General features: G+C 64.3%; 24 protein-coding genes. 10 read left to right on the top strand and 14 right to left on the bottom strand.

What is annotated here, in order from left to right:
* Positions 1 to 738 precede the first annotated feature (738 nt).
* A complete protein-coding gene (locus K408_RS0133310) occupies positions 739 to 1020 on the bottom strand; it encodes a hypothetical protein (protein ID WP_024342828.1) in 282 nt (93 codons plus the stop codon).
* A 285-nt stretch (positions 1021 to 1305) separates the two neighbouring features.
* Between K408_RS0133310 and K408_RS0133305 the strand changes: the two genes are divergently transcribed.
* Positions 1306 to 1755 (top strand): hypothetical protein, encoded by a 450-nt coding sequence (locus K408_RS0133305; RefSeq protein ID WP_024342829.1) that lies wholly within the window; start codon positions 1306 to 1308, stop codon positions 1753 to 1755.
* Position 1756: 1 nt separating this feature from the next.
* Here the strand turns inward: K408_RS0133305 and K408_RS0133300 are convergent, their stop codons facing one another.
* Positions 1757 to 2599, bottom strand: a complete 843-nt coding sequence (locus K408_RS0133300; RefSeq protein ID WP_024342830.1) for a GNAT family N-acetyltransferase — start codon at positions 2597 to 2599, stop codon at positions 1757 to 1759.
* 112 nt (positions 2600 to 2711) lie between these two features.
* Between K408_RS0133300 and K408_RS0133295 the strand changes: the two genes are divergently transcribed.
* The 3 genes from K408_RS0133295 (at position 2712) to K408_RS0133285 (ending at position 4388) form a co-directional block, all read left to right on the top strand.
* Complete coding sequence (locus tag K408_RS0133295; protein ID WP_024342831.1) at positions 2712 to 3416, top strand: SDR family oxidoreductase; 705 nt, start codon at positions 2712 to 2714, stop codon at positions 3414 to 3416.
* Between the two features lie 91 nt (positions 3417 to 3507).
* Positions 3508 to 3897: an ArsR/SmtB family transcription factor gene (locus tag K408_RS0133290; RefSeq protein ID WP_024342832.1), complete on the top strand. Its 390-nt coding sequence runs from the start codon at positions 3508 to 3510 to the stop codon at positions 3895 to 3897.
* Positions 3897 to 4388 (top strand): SRPBCC family protein, encoded by a 492-nt coding sequence (locus tag K408_RS0133285; RefSeq protein WP_024342833.1) that lies wholly within the window; start codon positions 3897 to 3899, stop codon positions 4386 to 4388. Before K408_RS0133290 ends, K408_RS0133285 begins: the two co-directional genes overlap by 1 nt.
* Before the next feature lie 108 nt (positions 4389 to 4496).
* On the opposite strand, the gene K408_RS0133280 is transcribed toward K408_RS0133285, so the two are convergent.
* From K408_RS0133280 to K408_RS0133265, 4 genes are all read right to left on the bottom strand, one after another.
* Complete coding sequence (locus K408_RS0133280) at positions 4497 to 5384, bottom strand: manganese catalase family protein (protein WP_024342834.1); 888 nt, start codon at positions 5382 to 5384, stop codon at positions 4497 to 4499.
* A gap of 213 nt (positions 5385 to 5597) precedes the next feature.
* A complete protein-coding gene (locus K408_RS42415; protein WP_196232437.1) occupies positions 5598 to 5930 on the bottom strand; it encodes a hypothetical protein in 333 nt (110 codons plus the stop codon).
* 57 nt (positions 5931 to 5987) lie between these two features.
* The gene (locus K408_RS0133270) at positions 5988 to 6836 is read right to left on the bottom strand and encodes an MBL fold metallo-hydrolase (protein WP_028146108.1); all 849 of its coding nucleotides are present in this window, start codon (positions 6834 to 6836) and stop codon (positions 5988 to 5990) included.
* A 21-nt stretch (positions 6837 to 6857) separates the two neighbouring features.
* The gene (locus tag K408_RS0133265) at positions 6858 to 7424 is read right to left on the bottom strand and encodes a NuoB/complex I 20 kDa subunit family protein (protein WP_024342835.1); all 567 of its coding nucleotides are present in this window, start codon (positions 7422 to 7424) and stop codon (positions 6858 to 6860) included.
* A gap of 251 nt (positions 7425 to 7675) precedes the next feature.
* Here K408_RS0133265 and K408_RS0133260 point away from each other — a divergent pair, with 251 nt between their 5' ends.
* Complete coding sequence (locus K408_RS0133260; RefSeq protein ID WP_024342836.1) at positions 7676 to 8173, top strand: ferritin-like domain-containing protein; 498 nt, start codon at positions 7676 to 7678, stop codon at positions 8171 to 8173.
* A 131-nt stretch (positions 8174 to 8304) separates the two neighbouring features.
* A complete protein-coding gene (locus K408_RS0133255; protein ID WP_024342837.1) occupies positions 8305 to 8568 on the top strand; it encodes a hypothetical protein in 264 nt (87 codons plus the stop codon).
* A 112-nt stretch (positions 8569 to 8680) separates the two neighbouring features.
* Here K408_RS0133255 and K408_RS0133250 read toward each other — a convergent pair whose 3' ends face one another.
* The 4 genes from K408_RS0133250 to K408_RS0133235 are packed head-to-tail and all read right to left on the bottom strand — an operon-like array spanning position 8681 to position 13046.
* A complete protein-coding gene (locus K408_RS0133250; protein WP_024342838.1) occupies positions 8681 to 9901 on the bottom strand; it encodes an ABC transporter substrate-binding protein in 1221 nt (406 codons plus the stop codon).
* A gap of 21 nt (positions 9902 to 9922) precedes the next feature.
* Positions 9923 to 10909 carry a Bug family tripartite tricarboxylate transporter substrate binding protein gene (locus K408_RS0133245; protein WP_024342839.1) on the bottom strand — a complete coding sequence of 329 codons (987 nt, stop codon included), beginning with the start codon at positions 10907 to 10909 and terminating at the stop codon, positions 9923 to 9925.
* A gap of 54 nt (positions 10910 to 10963) precedes the next feature.
* Positions 10964 to 12160, bottom strand: coding sequence for a CaiB/BaiF CoA transferase family protein (locus tag K408_RS0133240; RefSeq protein WP_024342840.1), 1197 nt, complete (start codon positions 12158 to 12160; stop codon positions 10964 to 10966).
* Position 12161: 1 nt separating this feature from the next.
* The gene (locus tag K408_RS0133235) at positions 12162 to 13046 is read right to left on the bottom strand and encodes an IclR family transcriptional regulator (RefSeq protein ID WP_024342841.1); all 885 of its coding nucleotides are present in this window, start codon (positions 13044 to 13046) and stop codon (positions 12162 to 12164) included.
* Positions 13047 to 13256: 210 nt separating this feature from the next.
* Between K408_RS0133235 and K408_RS0133230 the strand changes: the two genes are divergently transcribed.
* Positions 13257 to 14099, top strand: coding sequence for a hypothetical protein (locus tag K408_RS0133230; RefSeq protein WP_024342842.1), 843 nt, complete (start codon positions 13257 to 13259; stop codon positions 14097 to 14099).
* 92 nt (positions 14100 to 14191) lie between these two features.
* Here K408_RS0133230 and K408_RS0133225 read toward each other — a convergent pair whose 3' ends face one another.
* The 3 genes from K408_RS0133225 to mhpA are packed head-to-tail and all read right to left on the bottom strand — an operon-like array spanning position 14192 to position 17825.
* Positions 14192 to 15403 (bottom strand): ABC transporter substrate-binding protein, encoded by a 1212-nt coding sequence (locus K408_RS0133225; RefSeq protein ID WP_024342843.1) that lies wholly within the window; start codon positions 15401 to 15403, stop codon positions 14192 to 14194.
* A gap of 41 nt (positions 15404 to 15444) precedes the next feature.
* Positions 15445 to 16296 (bottom strand): fumarylacetoacetate hydrolase family protein, encoded by an 852-nt coding sequence (locus K408_RS0133220; RefSeq protein WP_024342844.1) that lies wholly within the window; start codon positions 16294 to 16296, stop codon positions 15445 to 15447.
* 23 nt (positions 16297 to 16319) lie between these two features.
* Positions 16320 to 17825: a bifunctional 3-(3-hydroxy-phenyl)propionate/3-hydroxycinnamic acid hydroxylase MhpA gene (gene mhpA, locus K408_RS0133215; protein ID WP_024342845.1), complete on the bottom strand. Its 1506-nt coding sequence runs from the start codon at positions 17823 to 17825 to the stop codon at positions 16320 to 16322.
* Positions 17826 to 18029: 204 nt separating this feature from the next.
* Between mhpA and K408_RS0133210 the strand changes: the two genes are divergently transcribed.
* Positions 18030 to 19178 carry an ABC transporter substrate-binding protein gene (locus K408_RS0133210; protein ID WP_024342846.1) on the top strand — a complete coding sequence of 383 codons (1149 nt, stop codon included), beginning with the start codon at positions 18030 to 18032 and terminating at the stop codon, positions 19176 to 19178.
* Between the two features lie 32 nt (positions 19179 to 19210).
* Entirely contained in the window at positions 19211 to 20395 is a 1185-nt protein-coding gene (locus K408_RS0133205; RefSeq protein ID WP_024342847.1) for a cytochrome P450, read from the top strand.
* Between the two features lie 42 nt (positions 20396 to 20437).
* On the opposite strand, the gene K408_RS0133200 is transcribed toward K408_RS0133205, so the two are convergent.
* Positions 20438 to 21229 carry a DNA-binding transcriptional regulator gene (locus K408_RS0133200; protein WP_024342848.1) on the bottom strand — a complete coding sequence of 264 codons (792 nt, stop codon included), beginning with the start codon at positions 21227 to 21229 and terminating at the stop codon, positions 20438 to 20440.
* 146 nt (positions 21230 to 21375) lie between these two features.
* Between K408_RS0133200 and K408_RS0133195 the strand changes: the two genes are divergently transcribed.
* Complete coding sequence (locus K408_RS0133195) at positions 21376 to 22359, top strand: VOC family protein (protein ID WP_024342849.1); 984 nt, start codon at positions 21376 to 21378, stop codon at positions 22357 to 22359.
* The last annotated feature ends 208 nt before the right edge of the window (positions 22360 to 22567 follow it).

Genomic DNA, 22567 nt, shown 5'->3' with positions numbered 1-22567 from the left:
GCCTCACCCTCTGAAATGAAAGAGGGCGCAGGGAAGACCGGGAGCCCGCTGGCACCCGAGGTCCACTGTGCGGAATCTGCGTGGTGAGAAGCTGCACAGCGGCATACAGGTGTAGCCAGGACATCCCGGCCTTCCCTGCGCAGTGGTTGGAACGGCTTATGTCGTGCTCTCCCCGGGGAGCGATGCACTATTGCCCCCGTCGCCTTGCGGATGGCTGGTGCGCGCGTCCGGTCGGACCGCCACATCACCGCAACACTTGGCGCACAGACCCCGGGCGCCAGGACCACACGATTTTGCCGTACGCAGATGGCACCTGTCGCATGCGCGGCGAGCTTGCTCACGGTCTCCCGCCCTGCAAATCCGTTCGCGCCAACGCCATCTGCGTCCACCGCCGCCCGGCCCGCGTTCGTGACGATCGCGATACGCCCCTCTTCCTTGGGCCGGGTTGCGGCGATGAATACGTATTTTCCGAATTTCGGTAAAGCGGAATATTTTGTCGGCTGCGTATTGACCTAGGGCTCGCGTGTCTTGCTGACTGGCAGCGCAAGGGGTCGTGGCAGGACACCCAGCCCGGCGCGGTCTGCCGCCCGTGAATCCTGTGCAATCGCCTGCCAAGGCTTTGTTGCCGCGGGATAACGTTCGGCTTTGGCGATGTCACGAATGCTTCGCAGGTAGCTGGGTCGCTGACGCACGAAGGCCCACCATCCCTGCGAACGGTGGGCCTCACGTCGCGCTGTGTTACCAGCGATAGCGGCCGGTCAGCGTGCCGTTGTTGTTGCCGCCGGGACCGACGTCGCCCTGTGTCGAACTCGGTGTTGGATGGTTGGTGCCGTTCAGTGCGCCGTAGGGTCCCGCGACATCCGGATAATATGCACGCGGTTGAACGGGTTCGTAGGAGGGCGCGGCGCGGTCCCAGCCCATGCGCGGCCCGTTCCAATCGTAGCCTTGCGCCGAAGCGGCCGCGGTGCCCGCGATAAGGGATGCCGTGATCAGGCACAGGAGTTTCGATTTGTTCTGCATTGGAGATGCTCCTCGCTTGTGTCGGAGGCCAACGGTTGCAGTGCGGGAGCGTTCCGGGCCACCGGCCGGAGAGCAATCAACTCCGATCAACTGGTTATGAGATACGTTGCGCGGAACGAAGTGCCCTGAGATGAGACGGGATTCCGGGCGTTCTGCCGCACCCGGTTCCCTGTTAATCCCGTGCCTTAACCAATAATTAATTATACGTTTGCGGGTGGGCGACAGCCCGGCCTAGCCTCTCGCGGGGAGCCGCTTTCGCTAAGCCAAACGAGTGTGGTGCGTATCATGATTGCCAGATCACATGGGGCGTTGTTCGCCTCGCTCAGCGCAGCCGCGCTGCTCCTTGCTGCAAATGACAGCTCTGCCGGACCTGCAGTCGCCGCGGCGCCCGGTGTCGTCACCGCCACCGCGCCGCCGATTGGAGCACATCCGCCGGTCGCGCCTGGTGCCCGGTTCCACCGCCGCAGCGCTCCATGGGTCTATTGGCCGGGCGGCGGCGGCTTCTTCAATGACCGTGCCGGCTACATCCAGCCCTTCGCCGATGTGAGCCAGTCGCTCTCTGCCGACGTGCGTTACACCTACACGTATGATGTGCCCTGGGACTGGACGCATCGCTTTCCGCCGAACGTCGTCCCGTCCAACCGGCCCTATGTGCCGAGCTGCCCGACAGAGCAGGTGACGGTGCCCGGCCGCGGCGGCAGCGAGCACACCGTGAACATCACGCGCTGCTACTGAACTAGCCTAGTTCGAAGCTGGTCACGCCGAAGAGGCGGTCGATGCGCAGCGGCGGGGTCGGCCCCGTATACATCCGCGCCGTCTCGAACACTGGCTTGAGGCCAAGGGATTCCGCGAGCGCGATCGCTTCGCCATTGACGGCGGGAGCGTCGAGGAAGATTTCACCGCCGCCCGTGCTTGCCAGCAAGGCCTGCGCCACCGCTTCCGCAGCGGCGCGATCGTCGGCGACAAGCGGTCCGATCTTGTGCCCGGTGCGGCACGGCCGGATCACGCCCCATGCGGTCAGCCTGCCATCGCGCAGCAGCGCGCGGCCGACATGCCCTGATGTGTGGATCCAGGCGCGCAGGAAGGCGCTGCGCGCGGCAGGGAATACGGTGGCGTCATCGGCCTCAACACTTGCAAACGGAATCCCGGTCAAGGCGACCATGTCTACGGGCGATTTCGACGGTGCGGCCACGATGCCGCCATAGCGGACATTGCCATGGGCAAGCCGGAAGCCTGATTTCCTGTAGTTGTCCTGCTGGGCGACCACGCCGTCGAGCCCGATCACGCGGGCGCCCGCATGCGCGATCGCCGCGTTCCAGATGCGCAGACCGTAGCCGCTGCCGCGGAAACGCTCGCGCACGATGTAGAAGCCGAGGAAGGCGAAACGGTCGTCGTAATTGATGCAGGAGACGGTCGCGACCGGCTTGCCATCGATCTCGCCGACGAAGAAGCCTTGCGCGTCGGGGATCGCAAAGCAGTCCGCGTCGGCAAGGCCCGGATTCCAGCCCTCTGTCGCGGCCCATTCGACGGCGATGGCGATTTCGTCAGGGCGCAAATTGCGGATTTGCAGATCGCTCATCTCGAACCGCTCATGATGGACGCCTTCGACCATGGACCTGGCGACAGGTCTGGCTGTAGAAGGCCCATGATAGGCCGAGCTTGCGGCTCGCCTCAACACGGGATGATCTGTCATGGCAGCAGAGAAGGTCGCGCTCGTTACCGCCGGCGGCAGCGGCATGGGAGCGGAGGCTGCGCGGCGGTTGGCCGCGGACGGCTTTCGCGTCGCGATCCTGTCGTCGTCGGGCAAGGGCGAGGCTCTGGCGGCCGAACTCGGCGGGTGCGGCGTCACCGGCTCGAACACGTCGAACGACGACCTGAAGCGCCTTGTCGACGCTGCGATGGCGAAGTGGGGCCGGATCGACGTGCTCGTCAACAGCGCCGGGCACGGGCCGCGTGCGCCCATCACCGAGATCACCGACGATCAGTGGCACGCCGGTCTCGAGACCTATCTCCTGAACGTGATCCGCCCGACGCGACTGGTGACGCCGCTGATGCAGGCGCAGAAGGGCGGTGCCATCATCAACATCTCGACGGCCTGGGCCTTCGAGCCGAGCGCGATGTTCCCGACCTCGGCAGTGTTCCGCGCAGGGCTAGCCGCCTTCACCAAGATCTTCACAGACACTTACGCTGCCGACAATGTCCGCATGAACAACGTCCTGCCCGGGTGGATCGACAGTTTGCCGCAGCAGGATGCGCGGCGCGACAGCGTGCCGATGAAGCGCTACGGCAAGGTCGAGGAGATCGCGGCGACGATATCGTTTCTGGCGTCCGATGGCGCGGCCTACATCACCGGTCAGAACATCCGCGTCGATGGCGGGCTCACGCGCTCGGTTTGACGCCGGCCGCCGCGCGTCGACGAAACAAATTACTTAGCTTTTGAGCTAACAATCATTGACGCCGCCTCGCAGCGCCTCTATAGTTAGCTTCATGGCTAACCAATCGTCCCGCCTCGACCAGATCTTCGCAGCGCTCGCCGATCCCACGCGGCGGGCGATCGTGATGCGGCTCTGCGACGGCGAGGCGTCCGTCGGGGAGCTCGCCGATCCCTTCGACATGGCGCTGCCGAGCTTCATGAAGCACATTCATGTGCTGGAGACGAGCGGGCTGCTTCAGTCCGAGAAATCCGGCCGTGTGCGCACTTGCCGCCTCAGCCCGGACGCGCTTCTCGGCGCGGAGGATTGGTTCCAGCGGCAGCGCGCGATCTGGGAGGCGCGGCTCGACCGGTTCGAAGCCTATGTGATGAAGCTCAAGAAAGAGAAGGAGAGGGCGGGTGCCAAGCGGCCGTCCCGAACAACCAAACGGAAAGGTTCCGAGTGATGACAAGTTCTGCCAATCCCGCTCTGTCGCAATGGTCGCTCGACCGTGAGATCGTGATGTCGCGCGTGATCGACGCGCCACGCGATCTGGTGTTCGAAGCGTGGTCCGACCCGAAGCACTTGCCGCAATGGTTCGGGCCGAAGGGATTCAAGATCGAGACGTTCGAGATCGACGTCCGCGTCGGCGGCGTTTGGCGCTTCAACATGATCGGTCCCGACGGCACGGTCTATCCGAACCGCATGCGATTCCGCCGTATCGAGCGGCCGTCGCTCATGGAGATGGATCATGGCGCCGACCAGGACGAGGATCCCGGGATGTTCCGCTTCACCGTCACATTCTCCGAGCAGAGCAACGGCAAGACCGTGCTGATGTTGCGCCAGCTGACTTCCAGCACCGAGCAGCGCGACGGCATGATCGGATTCGGCGCCGTCGAGTACGGCTACCAGACCATGGACAAGCTCGCGGCGTACGTGGCCGGCATGACGAGGTGAGGGATCGCCGTCATTCCGGGCGCTTCGACGTATGCGCCCGGAATGACAGAGTGAATCTGAGCTCGTCTGGTCAGGCCGTCACCCGAATGACGGCTCGCTTGGCGACGCTCAGGTGAGCGCGTTCGTGACGGGTGGCTCCTGCATCTGCTCCACCTGCGCGGCACTGTCCGGCCGTGCCGGACCGAGCACGGGCTCGTCGCCGAGCGGTTCGAATCCCGGGCGGAAACTGAATTCGCCGCGGCCGTCGAGCGACGGGCCTTCACAATAGCGGCCTGGCTGCAGCGGCGCTCCGTTGCGTTCGGTCCCCATGAACATGTAGCTGAACTCGGTCGCCTCCTTGCTGCGATCGAAGCTGTTCGGAATCGGCAGCGAGGCATCTCCGCCCAACTCCTCGATCACGGCGAGCCATTGCTGCTGATGCATGCTGTCGCGCGCGATCAGATAGCTGAGCATGTCCTGCATGCCCGGATCGCTCGTGGAGTTGTAAAGGCGCACCGCCAATGTCCGACCGGTAGCTTCGGCGGCAACGTTGCAATACATGTCGGCGGCGAGGTTGCCGCTGGCATAGACGTGCGAACAATCGAATGGAACGCCGTCGGAGTTGGCCGGAAATGCCGCCATGCCCGTCGAAAGGATATGCCGATGCAGCATGCCCTCGATCACGTGCCGCGGCCGCTCGCCGCCGGACATCACGGCGCCGACGATCGGATTGCCCTGAATGCTGCTCTCCTGCATCGTCGCCGGAGCATTCTCTAGGTTCAGTGCGACTGCGGTCGACAGCATCTCGATGTGGCTGATCTCCTCAGTTGCGGTGTTGAGCAACACGTCGCGATATTTGGCGGGACCACGCGCGCCCCAGGCCTGGAAGAAGTATTGCAGGCAGACGCGGATTTCGCCTTCCACGCCGCCAATCGCCTGTTGCAGCTGGCGGGCGAAGATCGGATCGGGTTTCTCGACCCTGACCGGGTATTGCAGCCGCTTGTCGAAGTAGTACATGCGCAACTCCTTTTTCTTGGCGCTAGGTGCAATGGCGCAATGAGACGGTGGAGGTTGCGTTCCTAAACATTTCGCGCCGCGGCTTGGACGCTTTCTAAATACCTTCGGCAATCCGGATACGAATGCGGCCCCGGCGGAGGAAAAATCCGCCGAGGCCGCTTTCATGCGCACGACTAGAAAAAAGATGGACCGCGGACGGTGATCGCCGCCGCCTCAACGCCGGGTCGTGCCATCCGATCGTGGGGTGGTCTCGTTGCGCATGCCCGGGGGGCTCGAGGCGCCTTGTCCGCCACGCTCCACATGCGTGATGCCACCGCCGCCACCGGAGCCCGCGCCCGCGCCGCCGCTGCCCGAGCCTGCGCCAGCTCCCGCACCTGCGCCTCCCGCTCCGCCTCCCGCACCGGCGCCGGCACCCGCACCGCCGCCGGCTCCGCCAGCGCCACCACCGCCAGCACCACCACCGCCGGCGCCTTGTGCGAACGCTCCGCCGGTGGTAGCGCCGGCCAGTACCGCAGCCGTAAAGATCGTCAGAACTGTCTTACGCATGTTGTGTCTCCTTGGGGTTTGCAATGAACAACCAATCCCGCTGGCCGAGGACCGTTCCTATGCTTGCCGATCAGGAGGCACCGCGACCTCATCGAATCGTTCGGCGAGGGCATTGAGCGCCGTGCGCATTTCCGCGCCCTGCATCGCCGCACCATGGCCGGTCACGACGATCTCGGGAGCGAGTGCGGCAAGTTCGCGCACCGAGGTTTTCGCGTTCGCCCAATCCGGTGTGAAGTACATCGGCGGCCCGTGCATCTCCGGCGTTTGGCTCATCGCCGCGTAGACGGATTCCTGGCGCGTCGTGATGAAGGCGTCCCCGGCGATCAGGACGCGGTCGCGCTCGCGCCAGAGCGAGACATGACCGGGCGTGTGGCCGGGCGTCGGGATGCATCGCCAGTCCTGCATGAAGGGGACGCTGTGATCCGAGGGAAGATCGTAGAGGTGCGATGCGACGTTGACCGGCCGGGTCGGAAACAGCGGAGAGAGCCGGGCGATCAGCCCGCCTCCGACGCTGGGATCGGCCGGCGGATAAGACTGGGTGCCGTCGAGATAAGGATGCTCGGCGTGATGTGCATAAACCGGCACGTCCCATTCGTTGGCCAGCGTTTCGAGCGCGCCGACATGATCGAAATGAGCATGGGTCATGACGATGCAGGCCGGACGGCCGTGCCCGCCAAACCGAGCGCCAGCGGCGGAGCGGATGGCACGGGCCGAGCCGGGAATGCCGGTGTCGACCAGCACCCAGTTGCCATCACCGGCGCCTTCGACGCCGACAAAGATCACGTTGACGATGGCAAGCTGCCGGTAGGCGACATCGGCGACGATCTGCCGCGTGCTGTCGTTGCGATCGAGATCGGATTGCGGATGTTCCGCTTCTGCTGCGGTGGAGAGGGGAATTTGTGTCATGTCCGGCCTCGGTGCGTTCGGCTATCTTTCGATCGTGCCCATTCGCCGGATCTTCTGCTGGAGCAGCATCACCCCGTAGAGCAGCGCCTCAGCGGTCGGTGGGCAGCCGGGAACATAGATGTCGACCGGCACCACGCGGTCACAGCCGCGCACGACGGAATAGGAATAGTGGTAGTAGCCGCCGCCGTTGGCGCATGATCCCATCGAGATCACGTAGCGCGGCTCGGGCATCTGATCGTAGACCTTGCGAAAGGCGGGAGCCATCTTGTTGGTCAAGGTGCCCGCCACGATGATTACGTCGGATTGCCGAGGCGATGCCCGTGGCGCAAACCCAAATCGTTCGGCGTCATAGCGCGGCATCGACATCTGCATCATCTCGACGGCGCAGCAGGCGAGTCCGAACGTCATCCACATCAGCGATCCCGTTCGGGCCCAAGTGATCAGCTCCTCCGCGGTCGCGGTGAAGAATCCCTTGTCCGCGAGGTCATCGCGGATCTGCATGAAATATGCGTCCGAACTGTTGTCTGGCTGGCCGTGTCCAGGACGCGGGGGCAGGAGATTTCCGGAAGCGGTGGGATCGTCGATCATCATTGTCTCGGACTTCGGGGGCGCAACTTCGCGACACTACCCCGCGCTGCTGTGAACCGCGGAGCGTCGGTGGCGTTCCAGACGTCGACGCCTGTTCTGCGTCTTGCTATCGCAGGTTAGCGCCGGGTCCTTCGGGCGGAACGCGCGTGAGATCGTTGGACCCTCCTGTTGGCAATTAGTACGGCCTCTTAGGAACAATGGCCCTTGCTTGCCTGTTGCGGGAGGGAAGCCAGTCAACGGAGGACAGGAATATGGCGAATGCAGCCCGCGATACGTTCGTGGTGGGACTACGAAATGCGCATGCGATGGAAGTGCAGGCGCGCGAATTGATGGAGCGCCAGTCGGAGCGGCTGGATGACTATCCGGAGGTCAAGGCGAAGCTCACGGCGCATCTTCAGGAGACCAACGAGCAACTGCGGCGGCTGGAACAATGCCTGGAAGCCTGCGGCGAGAGCACGTCCAGCCTGAAGGACACGGCGCAGTCGATGATGGCGAACATGCAGGCCATGGCGCACGCCGCTGCCGGTGACGAGATTCTCAAGAACACCTTCGCGAACAACGCGTTCGAGAATTTCGAGATCGCCGCCTACAAGTCGCTCATCGCACTCTGCGGCGCTGCCGGCATGTCCGAGGCGAAGGCGCCGCTCGAGACGTCGCTGAAGGAGGAGCAACGCATGGCTTCCTGGATCGACTCCAATGTCGAGAAGGTGACGATGGAGTACCTGACGCACCAGCGCCAGGCGGCGTAGTTCACGCGATCCTTCCGATATCGAACCACCGGCGCACCAGGGCCGGTGGTTCTTTCGTGTCGCAGCCTGGAGGCATCAAGTGCCAGGAACGATTCCCAGGAACGATCGCGTGCCGTCCGGCTTTGCCTGTCATGACGCACATCATCTTCAGTGACTATCGCAACCCGGCCGCGGAGCAGGCTTACGAGATCGCCTGGGACTTTCTCGCGCGTACGGGCGCCATCCGCGACGAGTTCGAGGCCTGCGTGTTCCTGGCGCAGCGCATCACCATGATGGTCGAGGAGGGGCAGACGAACCGGATCCGCATGGCCAACCGCGCGATCTCCCAATATCAGCGGCATGTCGACGAAAGCGACGACCTCGTCCGCAGCGGCGGCCGCCGTGCGGAAGGTTGAGTGCGGACCCGCGCCCCTCAAGCGCAACGAGATCGGGATGAATCCCCGTCGCGCTTAGATCCGGTTCGAGCATGACTCCGCGCAAACGCGTTCCGCGTCTGCTCTGGCCGCCTCACTCCCTGGCGTCGTCCGTCACGATCCCGCCGAGCTTCTGCCAGCGCTGGCCATCGAACTGCACCATCTGGAACTGCTTGTTGACGCGATAGTCCGTCGGCGTGGTCGTGACCGAGATTCCCGGAAGCGTCAGATCGAGCTCGACGTTCTTGAGGCTGGCGGCTTGTCGCATCACGTTCTCGCGGGTGAGATCGTCACCGCATTGCTTCAGCACCCGCACCAGGAGCTGTGCGGTGATGTAGCCGTAGACATTCAGGTTCGAGTCCTTGTCGCCGTCCGGATAGTACTTGGCCATGAAGGCGAAATAGCGCTTCATGCCGGCATCGTCCTTCCATTCGGGATCGGCAGCATCCTTGACGTAACCGACGCTGATGACGCCCTTGGCATTGTCGAGTCCTGCGGGCTTGAGCACGGCGCTGACGGAGGAGGCATTGATGTCAATGATGTGGAGCGGCTTCCAGCCGATTTCGGCCACCTTCTTGATCGCTTGCGCCGCCTGTTTCGGCGTCGTCGCGCTGAACAGCACGTCGGCGCCTGCGTCCCTCAATCTCAGAATCTGGGAATCGATCGTCGGCTCGGTGATCTCGTAGGACGTCTCGGCCACGACCATGCTCGCCTTGTCGCGGAGGCCGGCCTTGAGGCCGGCGAGATAATCCTTGCCGAGGTCGTCGTTCTGGTAGAGCACGCCGATCTTCGCATTCGGGTGGTTCTTCAGCAGGTATTGCGCGTAGATGCGGCCCTCGACGAGGTAGGACGGGTTGAAGCCCATGGTCCAGGGAAAGTTCTTGGGATCGGTGAAGCGCGCCGCGCCGGTGGCGGCAAAGAGTTGCGGGATCTTCTTGGCGTTCAGATATTTCTGCACCGCGACGTTCGGCGCGGTGCCGATGATCTGGAACGTCAGCAGCACCTCGTCGCTTTCGACCAGCCTGCGGGTCTGCTCTACGGTCTTGGGCGGCGAATAGGCGTCGTCATACTGGATCAGCTCGACCTTGCGGCCGTTGATGCCGCCCTGGTCGTTGATCATCCTCATGTAGGCGGCCTGGGTTTTGCCGATCACCGCGTAGGCCGAGGCCGGGCCGCTGAGCGGCACGGTCTGCCCCACCTTGATCGCGGTGTCGGAGGCGCCGGGATCATATTTCTTTTGCGCTTGCGCGGCCGCGATCGAGAGCGTGAGAAAGAGCGTGGACGCCGCGAAGCCTTTGATGAGATTGTTCTTCATACCCAGTGTTCCCCCTATTCGTTATTCGCCCTTGAGGCCGGCATCGCGGATCAACTTGGTCCACTTCTGCGTCTCGTTGTCGATGAACTGGGCGAACTCGGCCGCGGTGCCGGCGCGCACCTCGAGACCCTGGGCCGTCAGCTTGTTCTTGATCGCGGGTTCGGCGAGCGCGCGCAGCACTTCGGCCTGGAACTTGTCGACGATCGACCGTGGCGTTGTCGCCGGCGCCATGAAGCCGTACCAGCCGGCGGCAGCCACGTTGGGAAAGCCTTGCTCGCGCAGGGTGGGCGCCTGCGGGTAGAGTGCGCTGCGCTCAGGCGAGGCGACGCCCAGCACGGTGAACTTGCCGCTCTGGATGTAAGGCAGGGCGGTCGGCAGCGCCGTCAGCGTGGCATCCACGCGTCCGGCGAGCAGTTCGGTGTAGGAAGCCGCATCGCCGCGGAACGGGATGTTCAGACCCTTGACGCCCGCATCGCGGAACAGGAGCTCTCCGGCGAGATGAGGCTGCGAGCCGGCGCCGGGAGAGGCGAAGGTCAGTCCGTCCGGCTTTGATTTGCCGTAGGCGATCAACTCCGGGAGGGTCTTGAACGGCGCATCGGTACTGATGATGAGGAACAGTGGCGCGATCACCACCATTGCCACCGGCTGCAGTTCCTTGCGGTCATAGGTGAGCTTGCCGAACAACGCCTCGGCTGTAGCGTAGGGGGCCGCGACGTACAGGAAGGTGTAGCCATCGCCCGGCGCATGCGCGACCATGTCATTGGCGATACGGGTGCCGGCGCCCGGCTTGTTCTCGACGATGAACTGCTGACGCAGGCTGCGGCCGAATTCTTCCGCGAGCAGACGCAGCGAGATGTCGTTGGAGCCGCCAGGTCCGTAGGGTGAGATCAGCCGGACCAGGCGCGACGGCCAGGCGTCCTCGGCATGTGCCGTCATGCCAGATCCCGCTGCGAGGCCGCCGGCAATCGTGCCCAGCAGAGTTCGGCGTGTGACCTTGAACGATGCCACTGTTGTCTTCCTCCCTGTTGTTGTTGTTGCTCTTCTGTTGTTGATTTTCCGAGATCAGATCACCTTTCGTTGGGTGAGCTGCTCGATCCTGGCGTCTGACAGGCCGAGCCAATCCCGGTAAATCTCGTTGTTGTCCTGGCCGACGTCGCCCGCGGCATGGCGCAAGCGCGCGGGATCGACGGTGAAGCGCGGCACGACATTGGTCATGGCGACCGTGCCGAAGTCCCGGTCGGCAACGCGGGTGATCACTTCGCGCGCCTCCACTTGCGGGTCCTCGGCGATCTGATCGATCGAATAGATCGGCGCCAGCGTCCCCTGTGCGGCATTGAAGCTCGCGAGGACCTCGTCGAGTGGATGCGCGGCGCACCAGCCGGCAAAGATGTCGTTGAGTTCGGCGGCGTGCTTGACGCGCTCGTCATTGCTGGCAAAGCGTGGATCGGCAATGAGGTCGGGCCGGCCGATTGCGCGGCAATTCGCTGCGAAGAGGGTGTTGGTCGAGCCTGCGAGCGTCACCCAGTGATCGTCGCTGGTGCGAAAAACAGCGGCCGGCGCCGAATAGCCGTTGGCATTGCCGATGCGGCTCCGAACGGCGCCGAGCTGGTCGTGCTCTATGGCGAGGACGTCGAGCAGGCGGAACACGGCCTCGGTCAAGGCGAGATCGATCTCCTCGCCCGGCGCATGCGGGTCGCGCGCCCGTTTCCAAAGCGCCGCGAGCACGCCGACGGCGCCGAACAGGCCGCCGATCGAATCCCCGATCGGGTATCCGGGATGAGTCGGTTCGCCGTCGCTCTCACCGGTGATGTAGGTGAGCCCGCCCATGGCTTCGAAGATGCGGGCGAAGCCCGGACGCTCGCGATAGGGGCCGTTCTGCCCGAAGGCGGTCGCACGCAGAATCACGAGGCGCGGCTGGATCGACCACAGCACCTCCTTGGGAAGGCCCCAGCGATCGAGCGTTCCCGGGCGAAAATTCTCGATCAGCACGTCGAAACGTGGGAGAAGCTGCTTGAACAACGCAAGTCCGTCCGGCGTGCGCAGATCGAGGGTGGCGAACTTCTTGTTGCGATTGGCGGCCTTCCACCACAACGGCTTGCCGTCCTTGAACGGCGGGAACGATCGCACGCCGTCGCCCTGTCCGGGCATCTCGATCTTGAGCACCTCGGCACCGTAGTCGGCCAGCAGCGTGGCAGCGAACGGCGCGGCGATGATGGTCGCGATATCGAGAACCTTCAGTCCTTCGAGCGGTCCAGCCATGTCATGTCCCGACGCTTGTGGTTTTCTTGGTTTTGCGCGGCGGCGTCGTGAGTTCGGCCTGCCCGATGATGGCGCGGATGCTGTCGGCGAGCGCGGCAATGCGCGGACCGATCTCACCCTCGAGCTGACCTGGCTGGAGCCGGAAAGCGGGGATGCCGCAATTGATCGAGAACGACTGTTTCGATTCGCTGGCATGAAACAACGGTGCGGCAACGGCATGGATCGAAGCCATGTACTCGCCCCAGCAGGTGCAAAAGCCGCGGCTTTTGCACTGCGCAATCCCGGCGCGGTATTTGTCCCGCATCGCTGACCACAGCCCGGAATCTTCGGCGGCGATGTTCCGCTCCAGCCGGTCTGCGTCCGCAGGCGGCAAGGTCGAGGCCGCGGCGCGGCCCATGGCGGTCAACACCACGGGAATGGGCATGCCGATGTCGGGCACGTGCGGGCCGACATCGCCGGAGCGCGCAGTCTCGACATAGATCATCGAGGTGGCGTCGAGCAGGCCGATCGAGACCGTGCCGCGAACGCTGTGCGCCAGCTCCTGCATCATGGGGCGCGCCACCTGGCGGAATTGCATGCCGGCGAGCAGAGGATGTGCCATCCGCAGCGCTCGCGCGCCGACGCGGTACTTCGCCCGTTCGGCGTCGTAACGGAGATAGCCGAGCTCGGCCAGCGTATGGGTCAGCCTCGCCACCGTCGGCCGCGGGATGCCCGTCAAAGTCGACAGCTCCATATTGCCGAGCAGCGTGCTCCCCGCCTTGAACGCTTCGAGCACGACGAGCCCTTTTGCGAGCGTCGTCGCGAATGCGGCGTCCTCGGAGCTGACCGCCAACACGGCTGCGGCAGAGGAGGGCGGATGTCTGGGCTTGGATGCGGTCTGGACCATTTCTGGATATCAGACGCAAGCGGCGCGAATGTCCAATAGATTCGAAATAAAGGTGTCAATTGTCCAATATGTGGACGCAATGACGCATCAATTTCCGTCGGGGGACAGCGGTGGAACGACCGAACACACAGATTTTTGTCGTGATTGCATGCCGTCTTGTGACAGGATTATTACGACGACGTGTCAGATCGATAATTTTCGGAGCGAGTCATGTTGCAGTGGCAGGCGCGGTCAAATCCTCTCGCATGGTGGTGGGGATCGCTCACGTTTGTGAGCAGCGCCAACGTCCTCGTCTGGTTCATGCTGTACCGCGAGTTCTACCCGGCGGCGTCGGGCAGCCTGAGCGGCGGATCCGACATAGGGCTGATGCTGCTGCTGTGCGCCGGCTATGTGTTCGGCTGTGCGTTCCGATCGGTCCTGCCGCGAGCGGACGTTCAGCGCATCTGCCTGTTCGACACCTGGCTATCGAGCGTCTTCGTCGGCCGTTCGGTCGCGACGGTCGCCGAGGTTTGCTTCGCCGCCCAATGGGCCATCATTCTGCACCAGCTCGGCACCATGACAGGCGCCGAGACGACGGTGAACATCGCTTGGGTGATCGTGCCGGTGATCATCATCGCGGAGTGTTTCTCCTGGTACGCGGTGGTGACCACCAACTATCTCTACAATGCGATCGAGAATTCGCTGTGGGCCGTGACGTTCTTCCTGGCCGGGATCGCGTTGTGCCGCCTGATGCCGGAGTTCCAGGGCGTGGTGCGCTGGGCGCTGATCGTCGGCGTCGTCGGCATCGCCTGCTTTCTGGCCTTCCTGATCACCGTCGATGTGCCGATGTATCTCAGCCGCTGGCGGGCAGGGCATGCCGAGGGCAACGAATTCCTCGGCCTCCTCGAAGGCTTGCATGACGTCGCGACGCGCTGGGTGGTGACGCATGACATCGCGCATTGGAGGGGCGAGCTGACCTGGATGTTCCTGTATTTCAGCGCCGCCGTCTGGTCGAGCCTCGCGCTCTGCGCACTCTACGCCATGGAAGGCCATCTTGCGCGCTATCTGGCTTGAGCGCGAGAGCACCGTTCCGATGGACGCGAAACGGTGCTCTGGACTGATGCGTTTCGTCGCGCGAACCGGTCTCCACTCCGCCTGAAAACACCCTACTTGCCGACCAGGCTGCACTTGCTGCGGTCAAGCGGACGGAATGCCTGGTCGGGCGGGATCGTTGCGACCAGCTTGACGAAATCCCAAGGGCCTTTTGACTCCTGTGGCGTCTTGACCTGCACCAGATAGAGATCGTGCACCATGCGCTGGTCCTCGCGGATGCGGCCGTTGGTGGTGTAGGCGTCCGATACCGGCGTCGCCTTCATTTTGGCCATCACGGCCGTGCCCTCGTCGGAATCTGTGTCCTTCACGGCTTGCAAATAGTGACGCACGGCGGAATAGACGCCGGCCTGGATCTGCGAGGGCATCGCCTTCCGGCGGGCATAGAACGCATCGGCGAATTTCCGGGCCGCCGGCGAGACGTCCTCGAAGAACGAGGTGACGATGAGATCACCGCGTGTGGCCTTCAAGCCGACGGCTTCGATGTCGACGTTCTGGAACGACATCGGCACGATCTTCATGCCCTGATCGGTGAGCCCGAACTCCTCGGCCTGCTTGATCGCAGTCGCATTGTCGCCAGCGACGTTGATGGCCAGGATCTTGGCGCCCGACGACTGAGCCTGGAGCAGAAATGAGCTGTAATCGGGCGTACCGAGCTGCGCCTTGACGCTGCCGGCGACTTTGCCGCCGAGCGCGGCGATGCGGTCTCGCGCGGTCGCCTCGATCGAATGGCCGAAGGCGTAGTCGCCGGTGATGAAGAACCACGGCTCCTTGCTGGTCTGCATGATGCCGGAGACCACGGCGGTCGCCGTGGAATAGGCGTCCTGGGTCCATTGCACGCTGGTTGGGGCGCACGCTTCATCCGTGAGCTGGTTTGCACCGGCGCCGGAGATGAGGAATATCTTGCCGTTGCTGCGCACAAGCTCCTGCACCGCCAGCGCCGAGCCGGAGCTGCCGCCGTCGGCAATTGCCTGGACACCATCGCTGAACCATTTGCGGGCGAGCGATGCGGCCAGGTCTGGCTTGTTCTGGTGATCGGCCTGCAAAATCTCGATCGGCCTACCGTTGATCTTGCCGCCGAACTCCTCCGCCGCCATCCGCGCCGCCTCGACCGAGCCCAGACCCATGGCGGTCGCGAACACGCCGTTCATGTCGGTGAGAACACCGATCCGGATGGCGTCGCCCTTGATGTCGGCCCGCGCAGCGGACCCCGCGAGCGCGAGTGTAATGAGCAGGGTGGCTGCGGAGGTGGCGCGGGTCGTACCCATGGCGGTTCCTGAGTTTATCGTTGATTGATCGATCCTGACGGTCAGGCCGGTTCGGCGATCACCGTGTTACGCAAGGTGCCGATGCCGGAAATCTCGACATCGACGGTGTCGCCGGGACGCATCCACAGCGGCGGCGTGCGTTTGGCGCCGACACCGCCCGGCGTGCCCGTGACGATGACGTCACCGGGCACGAGCGGGCAGATGGTGGAGATGTAGGCGATCAGCTCGGGAATGGCGGTGATCAGGAGATCCGTCGTGGTGTCCTGCACGACCTTGCCGTTCAGCCGCGTCTGCAAGGTGAGCTTTGACGGATCGGGAATCTCGTCCGTCGTCACCAGCCAGGGACCGAAGCTGCCGCTTTCGGCAAAGGTCTTGCCGGCGAGGAATTGACTGGTGTGGCGCTGCCAGTCGCGGATGCTGCCTTCGTTGTAGCAGGAGTAGCCGGCAATATGATCGAGCGCCCGGTCGGCCGGGATGTGCCGGCCTCCCTTGCCGATGACGAGCGCGAGCTCGCCCTCGTAGTCGAAGTCGTCGCTCACCTTCGGCTTCACGATCGGCTGGAGATGGCCCACCTGGCTGCAGGCGAAGCGCGCAAACAGCGCCGGCTTCTCGGTGACGGTGCGGCCCGTCTCGGCGACGTGGTCGCGATAATTGAGGCCTACGCAGATGATCTTGCCTGGGTCGGGGATCACGGGGGCGAAGCTGATCTTGTCGAGCGGATGATCGGGCGCAGCGGAGGCGGCCAGCTTTGCCGCCTCGGCGAGGCGACCGGCTTCGAGCAGCTGGCGCAGCGTGGTGCAGCCCGCCATCCGGGCGCCGAGATCGACAACGCCGTTGTCCTTGACGGCGCCGAAGGAGGGGCGTCCGCCCACAATGAACGAGATCAGCTTCATGAGATGTCCTTGAGATGGTTCAGTCAGGCCGCGGAGGGCACGTGGGTTGGAGGCGCGATGCCGGCGATGAGCCGGTCGAGCTCGGCTTCGTTGCAGGCCGTCCCGCGCACGTAGCGGTCGGGGCGAACGAGCGCAGCGATGATGCCGTGCTCGCGCAGCCAGGGCCCAAGGCTGCTGGCATCGTCGCTAGTCAGGATCCTGATTCCCTGTGAAAGGGCCTGTCGCGATGACGGCGCCGCCGCCGTCTCGACGAGCAGCACGTGGCTGTAGCCGGTCCTGTCGTCGCTTGGGCTGCCGTCGCTCAAGGTGAATTGCGGCGCCAGATGTCCGGCGAGCGGCAGATCCCTTGATACGAGCCCGGGGCCGAGCAGAGGCTTCTTCACCTCGAGCTTCACGGGCGCGTTCTCGCGAGCCTCGCCGGCGGCAAGTCCCGCTTCGGTCGCCTTGGTGTTGATCACGCCGCCCAGCCGAATGGCGAGCTCGATGAATTCGCGCACATGGGGCAGGCGTTCGCTCTGATAGGTGTCGAGCACACCGGAATCTGCGGCGCCCCGTATGACCGCGTCGAGCTTCCAGGCGAGGTTCGCGGCATCGCGGATGCCGGCGCACATGCCTTGGCCGAGGAAAGGCGGCGTCTGGTGCGCAGAATCGCCCGCGAGCAGCAATCGACCGTTGCGCCATTGTTGTGCGATCACGGAATGAAAGGTGTAGACCGCCGCGCGTTCGAGCTCGGCATCCTCAGGCGTGATCCAGCGTGACAGCAGCTCCCACACCTTTGCCGGCTGCGCCACGTCGTTCGAATCCTCGTCCGGCAGCACCGTGATTTCCCAGCGCCGCCGCGCGCCGGTGCCGCGCACATAAGTCGCCGGCCGCCTGGGATCGCAATGCTGGAGGCTGTAGTCGCCGAGGTCATCGCGGTCGCGCTTGAGCAGGACGTCAATGACCAGCCAGCGCTCGTGGAACCCGAGGTCGTCCATGCCGGAGCCGATAAAGCGGCGCACCAGCGAGCGGGCGCCGTCACAGCCGACCACATAGCCGGCGCGAACCCCGCAGAGCTTCCCGTTCGTGAGGTCCTCGTAGCGGACGCGCACGCCATCCTCGTCCTGATCGAGCGCGAACACGTCGCACCGGTTGCGCAGGCTGACGTGTGGCCAGCGGGCGAGCCCTCGGATCAATACGTCCTCCAGATCCGGCTGGTGGAAGCGGTAGCTGAGATGCCAGCCCATCGGCGTCAGCGTCCGTGGACGGGACCAATCCAGCAGCATGCGGCCGTCGGCATCGAGAAAGAGCATCCCCGGGCTGAGAATGACGTGCGGCAGAATCGCGTCGGCGAGGCCGATCGTCTGAAACACGCGCATGCATTCGTCGTCGAAATGCACCGCGCGCGGCAGATGATAGGTCCGCGCCTCGCGCTCCAGCACCAACGTCCGCACGCCGCAGAGGCCGAGCAGATTGGCGAGCGTGGCACCCACCGGGCCGCGGCCGACGATCACGACATCAAATTCTTCGAGGGCGGATTTATCTTGCATGGGGTTATCTCTTTCCCAGCCGGTGCCGCCCCTTCAACGCCGGCGCGCCAAGTGTCCGCCCAGCGGACGACCTCCGCCACATCCGGCTTGTCCGCCAGCCGGACATTTCCGCAATGGCGCTACATCGGGCCTGCCTGCCTTGGCTACCTAACGTCAGGAAAAAAAGTGCAGGTTGTCGATCGAGGCAGCCGCGGAGGAGGAACGATGCTGAAATGCGCGGGAGTGGCGTGCCTTGCAATCCAAATGTTCATGGTGTCGGCTTCTGCCGCGGACATCAACGTGGGAATCCTGCTGTCCACGACCGGTCCGGCCGCAGCGATTGGAAATGCGGAGCGCAATGGGACCAGCTTTGGCCCACCCGAAATCGCAGGCCACAAGGTCAACTACCTGTTTCTGGACGAAGCCTCGGACAGCACCGCGGCCGTTGCGGCGATGCGGAAGCTGTTCCAGGGCAGCAGTATCGATATCCTCGTCGGTCCGACCACGACGCCCGGATCTTTCGCGGTTATCGATCCCGCGGTCGAATACCGGCTTCCCGTGATCACGCTTGCCCCCGTCAACGCTCTGGTGGCTCCGGTCGACGCGCGAAGGCGCTGGATATTCAAGACGACCACCAACGACGATCACGAAGCGGCGCCGTTGTTCGCGCACATGAAGAAGAGCGGGGTCAAGAAACTCGCCCTGATCGGTTTCGGCGATTCCTACGGTGACGCCTGGAGCAAGGTCAGTGCAGAGATGTGCGCGGCGGCGGGAATCGCGCTCGTCGCCGACGAGAAATATGCACGGACCGATAACAGCGTCGTCGGGCAGATCCTCAAGATCGTTGCCGCCGACCCGGACGCCGTCCTCATTGCAGCCTCCGGCGCGCCCGCGGCGCTGCCGCTGCTTCAGCTTCGCGAGAAGGGATTTGCAGGGAAGGTGTACGGCACGCTCGGCGCCACCTTTGGAGATTTCCGCAAGCTGACAGGCGCTCAAGGTGACGGCATCTTCGTGCCGCTGAGCCCGGCAGTCGGCGCGGCCTCGCTGCCGGATGAGCATCCCGCCAAGAAGGCCGCGCTGGATTTCATTCAGCGCTATGAAGCCAGGTTTGGTCCGGGAAGCCGCAATATCTTTGCAGGGTCCGCCTATGATGCTCTGCTGCTGATCGAGCGGGCTGCACCCGCCGCGCTCAAGAAGGGCGCGCCCGGCACCGCCGATTTTCGCGAGGGCCTTCGCAGCGCGATCGAAGAGCTCCGAGGCGTGGCCGGCTCTCGCGGAGTCTACAATTACGGCCCCAATGACCACACCGGCCTCGACCAGAGTGCGCTGACGCTCGGCCGGCTTGAGAAGGGCGAATGGGTGGCCGTGCGCTAAGGCGGACTTCGGGACGCGAGGGAGAATAGAGGATGCCGGCAATTCCCGGACAACCGGTCTACGACGTCGATCTCTACAGCGATGAGGTCTTGCTCGACCCATACCCGCACTACAGAGCCCTTCGCGAGCTGGGCGTCGTCGTCTGGTTGCCGCGTAATGAGCTTCATGCGGTGGCGCGATTCGACGACGTGCGTGCCGCGTTGCGAAACCCGACCGTGTTCTCGTCGGCACAGGGCGTTGCCGCCAACGACCACGTCAACGACATCTCGCGAGGCACGACGCTGGCGAGCGATGCGCCGCTGCACGATCGGCTGCGCGGGATCATAGCGGCGCCATTGATGCCGCGGGCGCTGGAGGAGATCGCGCCCCATATCAGGACAGAGGCCCGCCGGCTTGTCGACGATCTGGTCGCACGCGGCCAGTTCGATGCAGTGTCGGATCTGGCTCAGCACCTGCCGCTGACGATCGTCTCCAAGCTCGTCGGTCTGGAGGATCATGGCCGCAGCAGCATGCTGCGCTGGGCTGCTGCGACCTTCAACGTGCTCGGCACCATGAATGCACGGGCCTGCACGGCACTGAAGGACGTTCAGGAGATGCGCGCCTATCTCGGCGGGGAAGAAATCAGGAGCCGTCTGCGGCCCGGCAGCTGGGGCGACCGCATCTTCGCTGCTGCGGACCGAGGCGAGGTCGAGCCGGAGCGCTGTCCGGTGCTGATGAGGGATTATCTCGGCCCGAGCCTCGATACGACCATCTTCGCAACGGCGAACCTCGTGTTGCTGTTCGGCCGTCATCCCGCGCAATGGGATCTGGTCCGCAACGATCCGGCCCTGATCCCGAATGCGATCAACGAGGCGCTGCGGCTGGAATCGCCGGTTCGGGGATTCACACGCCATCTTGCGGCCGATGCGACGGTTGCAGACCTGACCATTCCGCGCGAGAGCCGGCTGCTGCTGCTGTACGCGTCGGCCAATCGCGACGAGCGAAAATGGCACGATCCGGAACGTTTCGACGTGAGGCGCCGCGCCAACGATCATCTCGGATTCGGCAACGGCACGCACATGTGCGCGGGCCTTCACCTGGCCCGGCTGGAGATGACGGCACTGCTCGAGGTCCTGGTGGAGCGAGTGGCCTCTTTCGAGATCGGGGAACCCGTGCTGGCGCTCAACAACGTGTTGCGTGGCCTGGCTTCCTTGCCGGTTCGGGTGAAGCACGCATAGCCGGCGGTCGTCGCCTGGTGTGGTCGGAGATCTGGAGCAGCTTCAGACTCCGACGTCGATAGCTGCCGCGGCGCTGCGCATCGGATCGACAAAGGTTGCGGCGGCTTCCTCGATTCCCAGCGCCGAGCGGATCCAGATGATGGAGATGCAGCCGAACACGACGCCGTCGCGCACGATCGAGACAGCGATCGAGGCCGTCTTGGGGTTGTACTCGCCGTCGCCGCGGATGGCGTAGCCGCGCGCCTGCGTCTCGGCCATCATCCGGTCGAGGCGGGCTTCGTCGAGGAACGGGCGATCATCGGCCTCATCGATGCGGCGGAGATGATTGACGATCAGATCGCGTTCACGCGCGGGGCAGGCGGCGAGATAGGCGCGACCCGCAGACGTGCGCAGCATCGGCAGACGCTTGCCGATCATGCCGCGGTCGATCGAGAGCGGGCTGCGAGAGTGAGTGGTCTCCTGCACCACCATCGCCGCGTTCTCATAGGTGGAGAGATCGACCGGCCAGACTAATTTCTTGCTCAGATCGGCGAGATAAGGCGCCGCCGCCTGGCAGATTACCACGCCGGGATCATAGCCGTCGCCGAGACTCAGTGCGCGCCGGGTGACCCGAAATCGGTCGTCGCTGGCGCTGCGGGCGATGTAACCGAGTTCCTCCAGCGTTTCGAGGAGGCGATAGACGGTGGGCCGGGGGAGATCGAGCGCGCGGGCGACGTCGCCGGCGCGGATGCCGCCGGAGCGGTTAACCTCATGCAGCACGTCGAGCCCCCGCTTGAAGGCGCGGACGCCCTCGGACTGCCGCGGCCTGCCGTTCTGCGTCCGCTCCTTGGACACTTCTCATTTCCTCCCTTGTGGCTCATCGCGGCGTGTCTATCGTCATTGCGAACGCGAAGCGATTGCGGGACGCCACCGTAGGATCGCGCGCGGCCGGTATCAAGTCGCCGCGGTGCGGCCAACGTGATGCCTTCCGGAGGAATTCGATGGAAATCACAGCACTCGGCTATATCGGAATCAGTTCATCCCAGCTCGATCAGTGGAGCCGGATGGCGACCGGGCTGCTCGGGATGCAGCAGGTCGATCGCGGCGGCAAGATGCGCGCCTTCCGCATGGACGACCGCAAGCAGCGGCTGATCGTCGACGGTGGCAGCGATGCCGGCCTTGCGGTGATGGGATGGGAAGTTCCCTCCACGGCCGAGCTCGACCGGTTGGCGGGACGCCTGGAAAGCCATGGCACGAAGGTGGTCCGAGGCTCGCGCGCGCTCGCGGACGAGCGGCATGTCGCCGAGCTGATCGCGTTCACTGACCCCGCCGGCAACCGGCTGGAGGCTTTTTGCAACCCGGAGCTTGCGAGCGAGCCGTTCAGGCCCGGCCGCCCGATCTCGGGCTTCCGCACCGGCGCGCTCGGCATGGGGCATGTCGTGCTCAATGTGGAGGATGTCGAGCAGCTCCTGCCGTTTTATCGTGACGTGCTCGGCTTTCACGTCTCCGATTTCGGGCTGAAGCCTTACGGGCTCTATTTCTTCCACGTCAACGGCCGCCACCACTCCTTTGCGATGGTTGGCTCGGGGCGGAAGGCGATGCATCACTTCATGGTCGAGCTCGGCAGTCTCGACGACGTCGGGCAGGGTTACGACCTCGCGCAGCTGGACGAGGGGCGTGTCGCCTATACGCTGGGCCGGCACACCAACGACCACATGACCTCGTTCTACGTGAATACGCCGTCCGGCTTCTTCATCGAGTACGGCTGGGGCGCGCGGGTCATCGATCCCGAGACCTGGCAGCCGCACGAGACCTTTGATGGTCCCTCGCTGTGGGGCCACGAGCGGCTCCATATGCCCGAAGAGCAGCGCAAACGATTGCGCGACATGCGGCTGGATGCAGCGGCGCGAGGCGTGCGCGTCCCTGACCCGCGCGTGCCGCCGCTGAACTGCGCCTGGCTGGATTCGGTCGTCGCGCGCGAATGATCTGCGGGCCAACAATCAACGACGCGGACTCATCGACGCGCAGCCACAGCCGAATCGACGCAAATTGAACGAAGGAAAGAATAGTTCTCGGCGTCGTAGCGCATCGCCACTCGACTATGATCCTGTTGAAGAACCGCCCGCTCCCAGCGGGCCATATCAGTGACACGCACGAATCTGATCAGGTAGAACCACTTCTCTTGGGCCGTCC

It is taken from the genome of Bradyrhizobium sp. in8p8 (genome assembly GCF_000426845.1).
Lineage (GTDB): Bacteria > Pseudomonadota > Alphaproteobacteria > Rhizobiales > Xanthobacteraceae > Bradyrhizobium > Bradyrhizobium japonicum_C.
The sequence above is the reverse complement of the archived record's forward strand: the minus strand, read 5'-3'. Positions and strand labels throughout refer to the sequence as shown.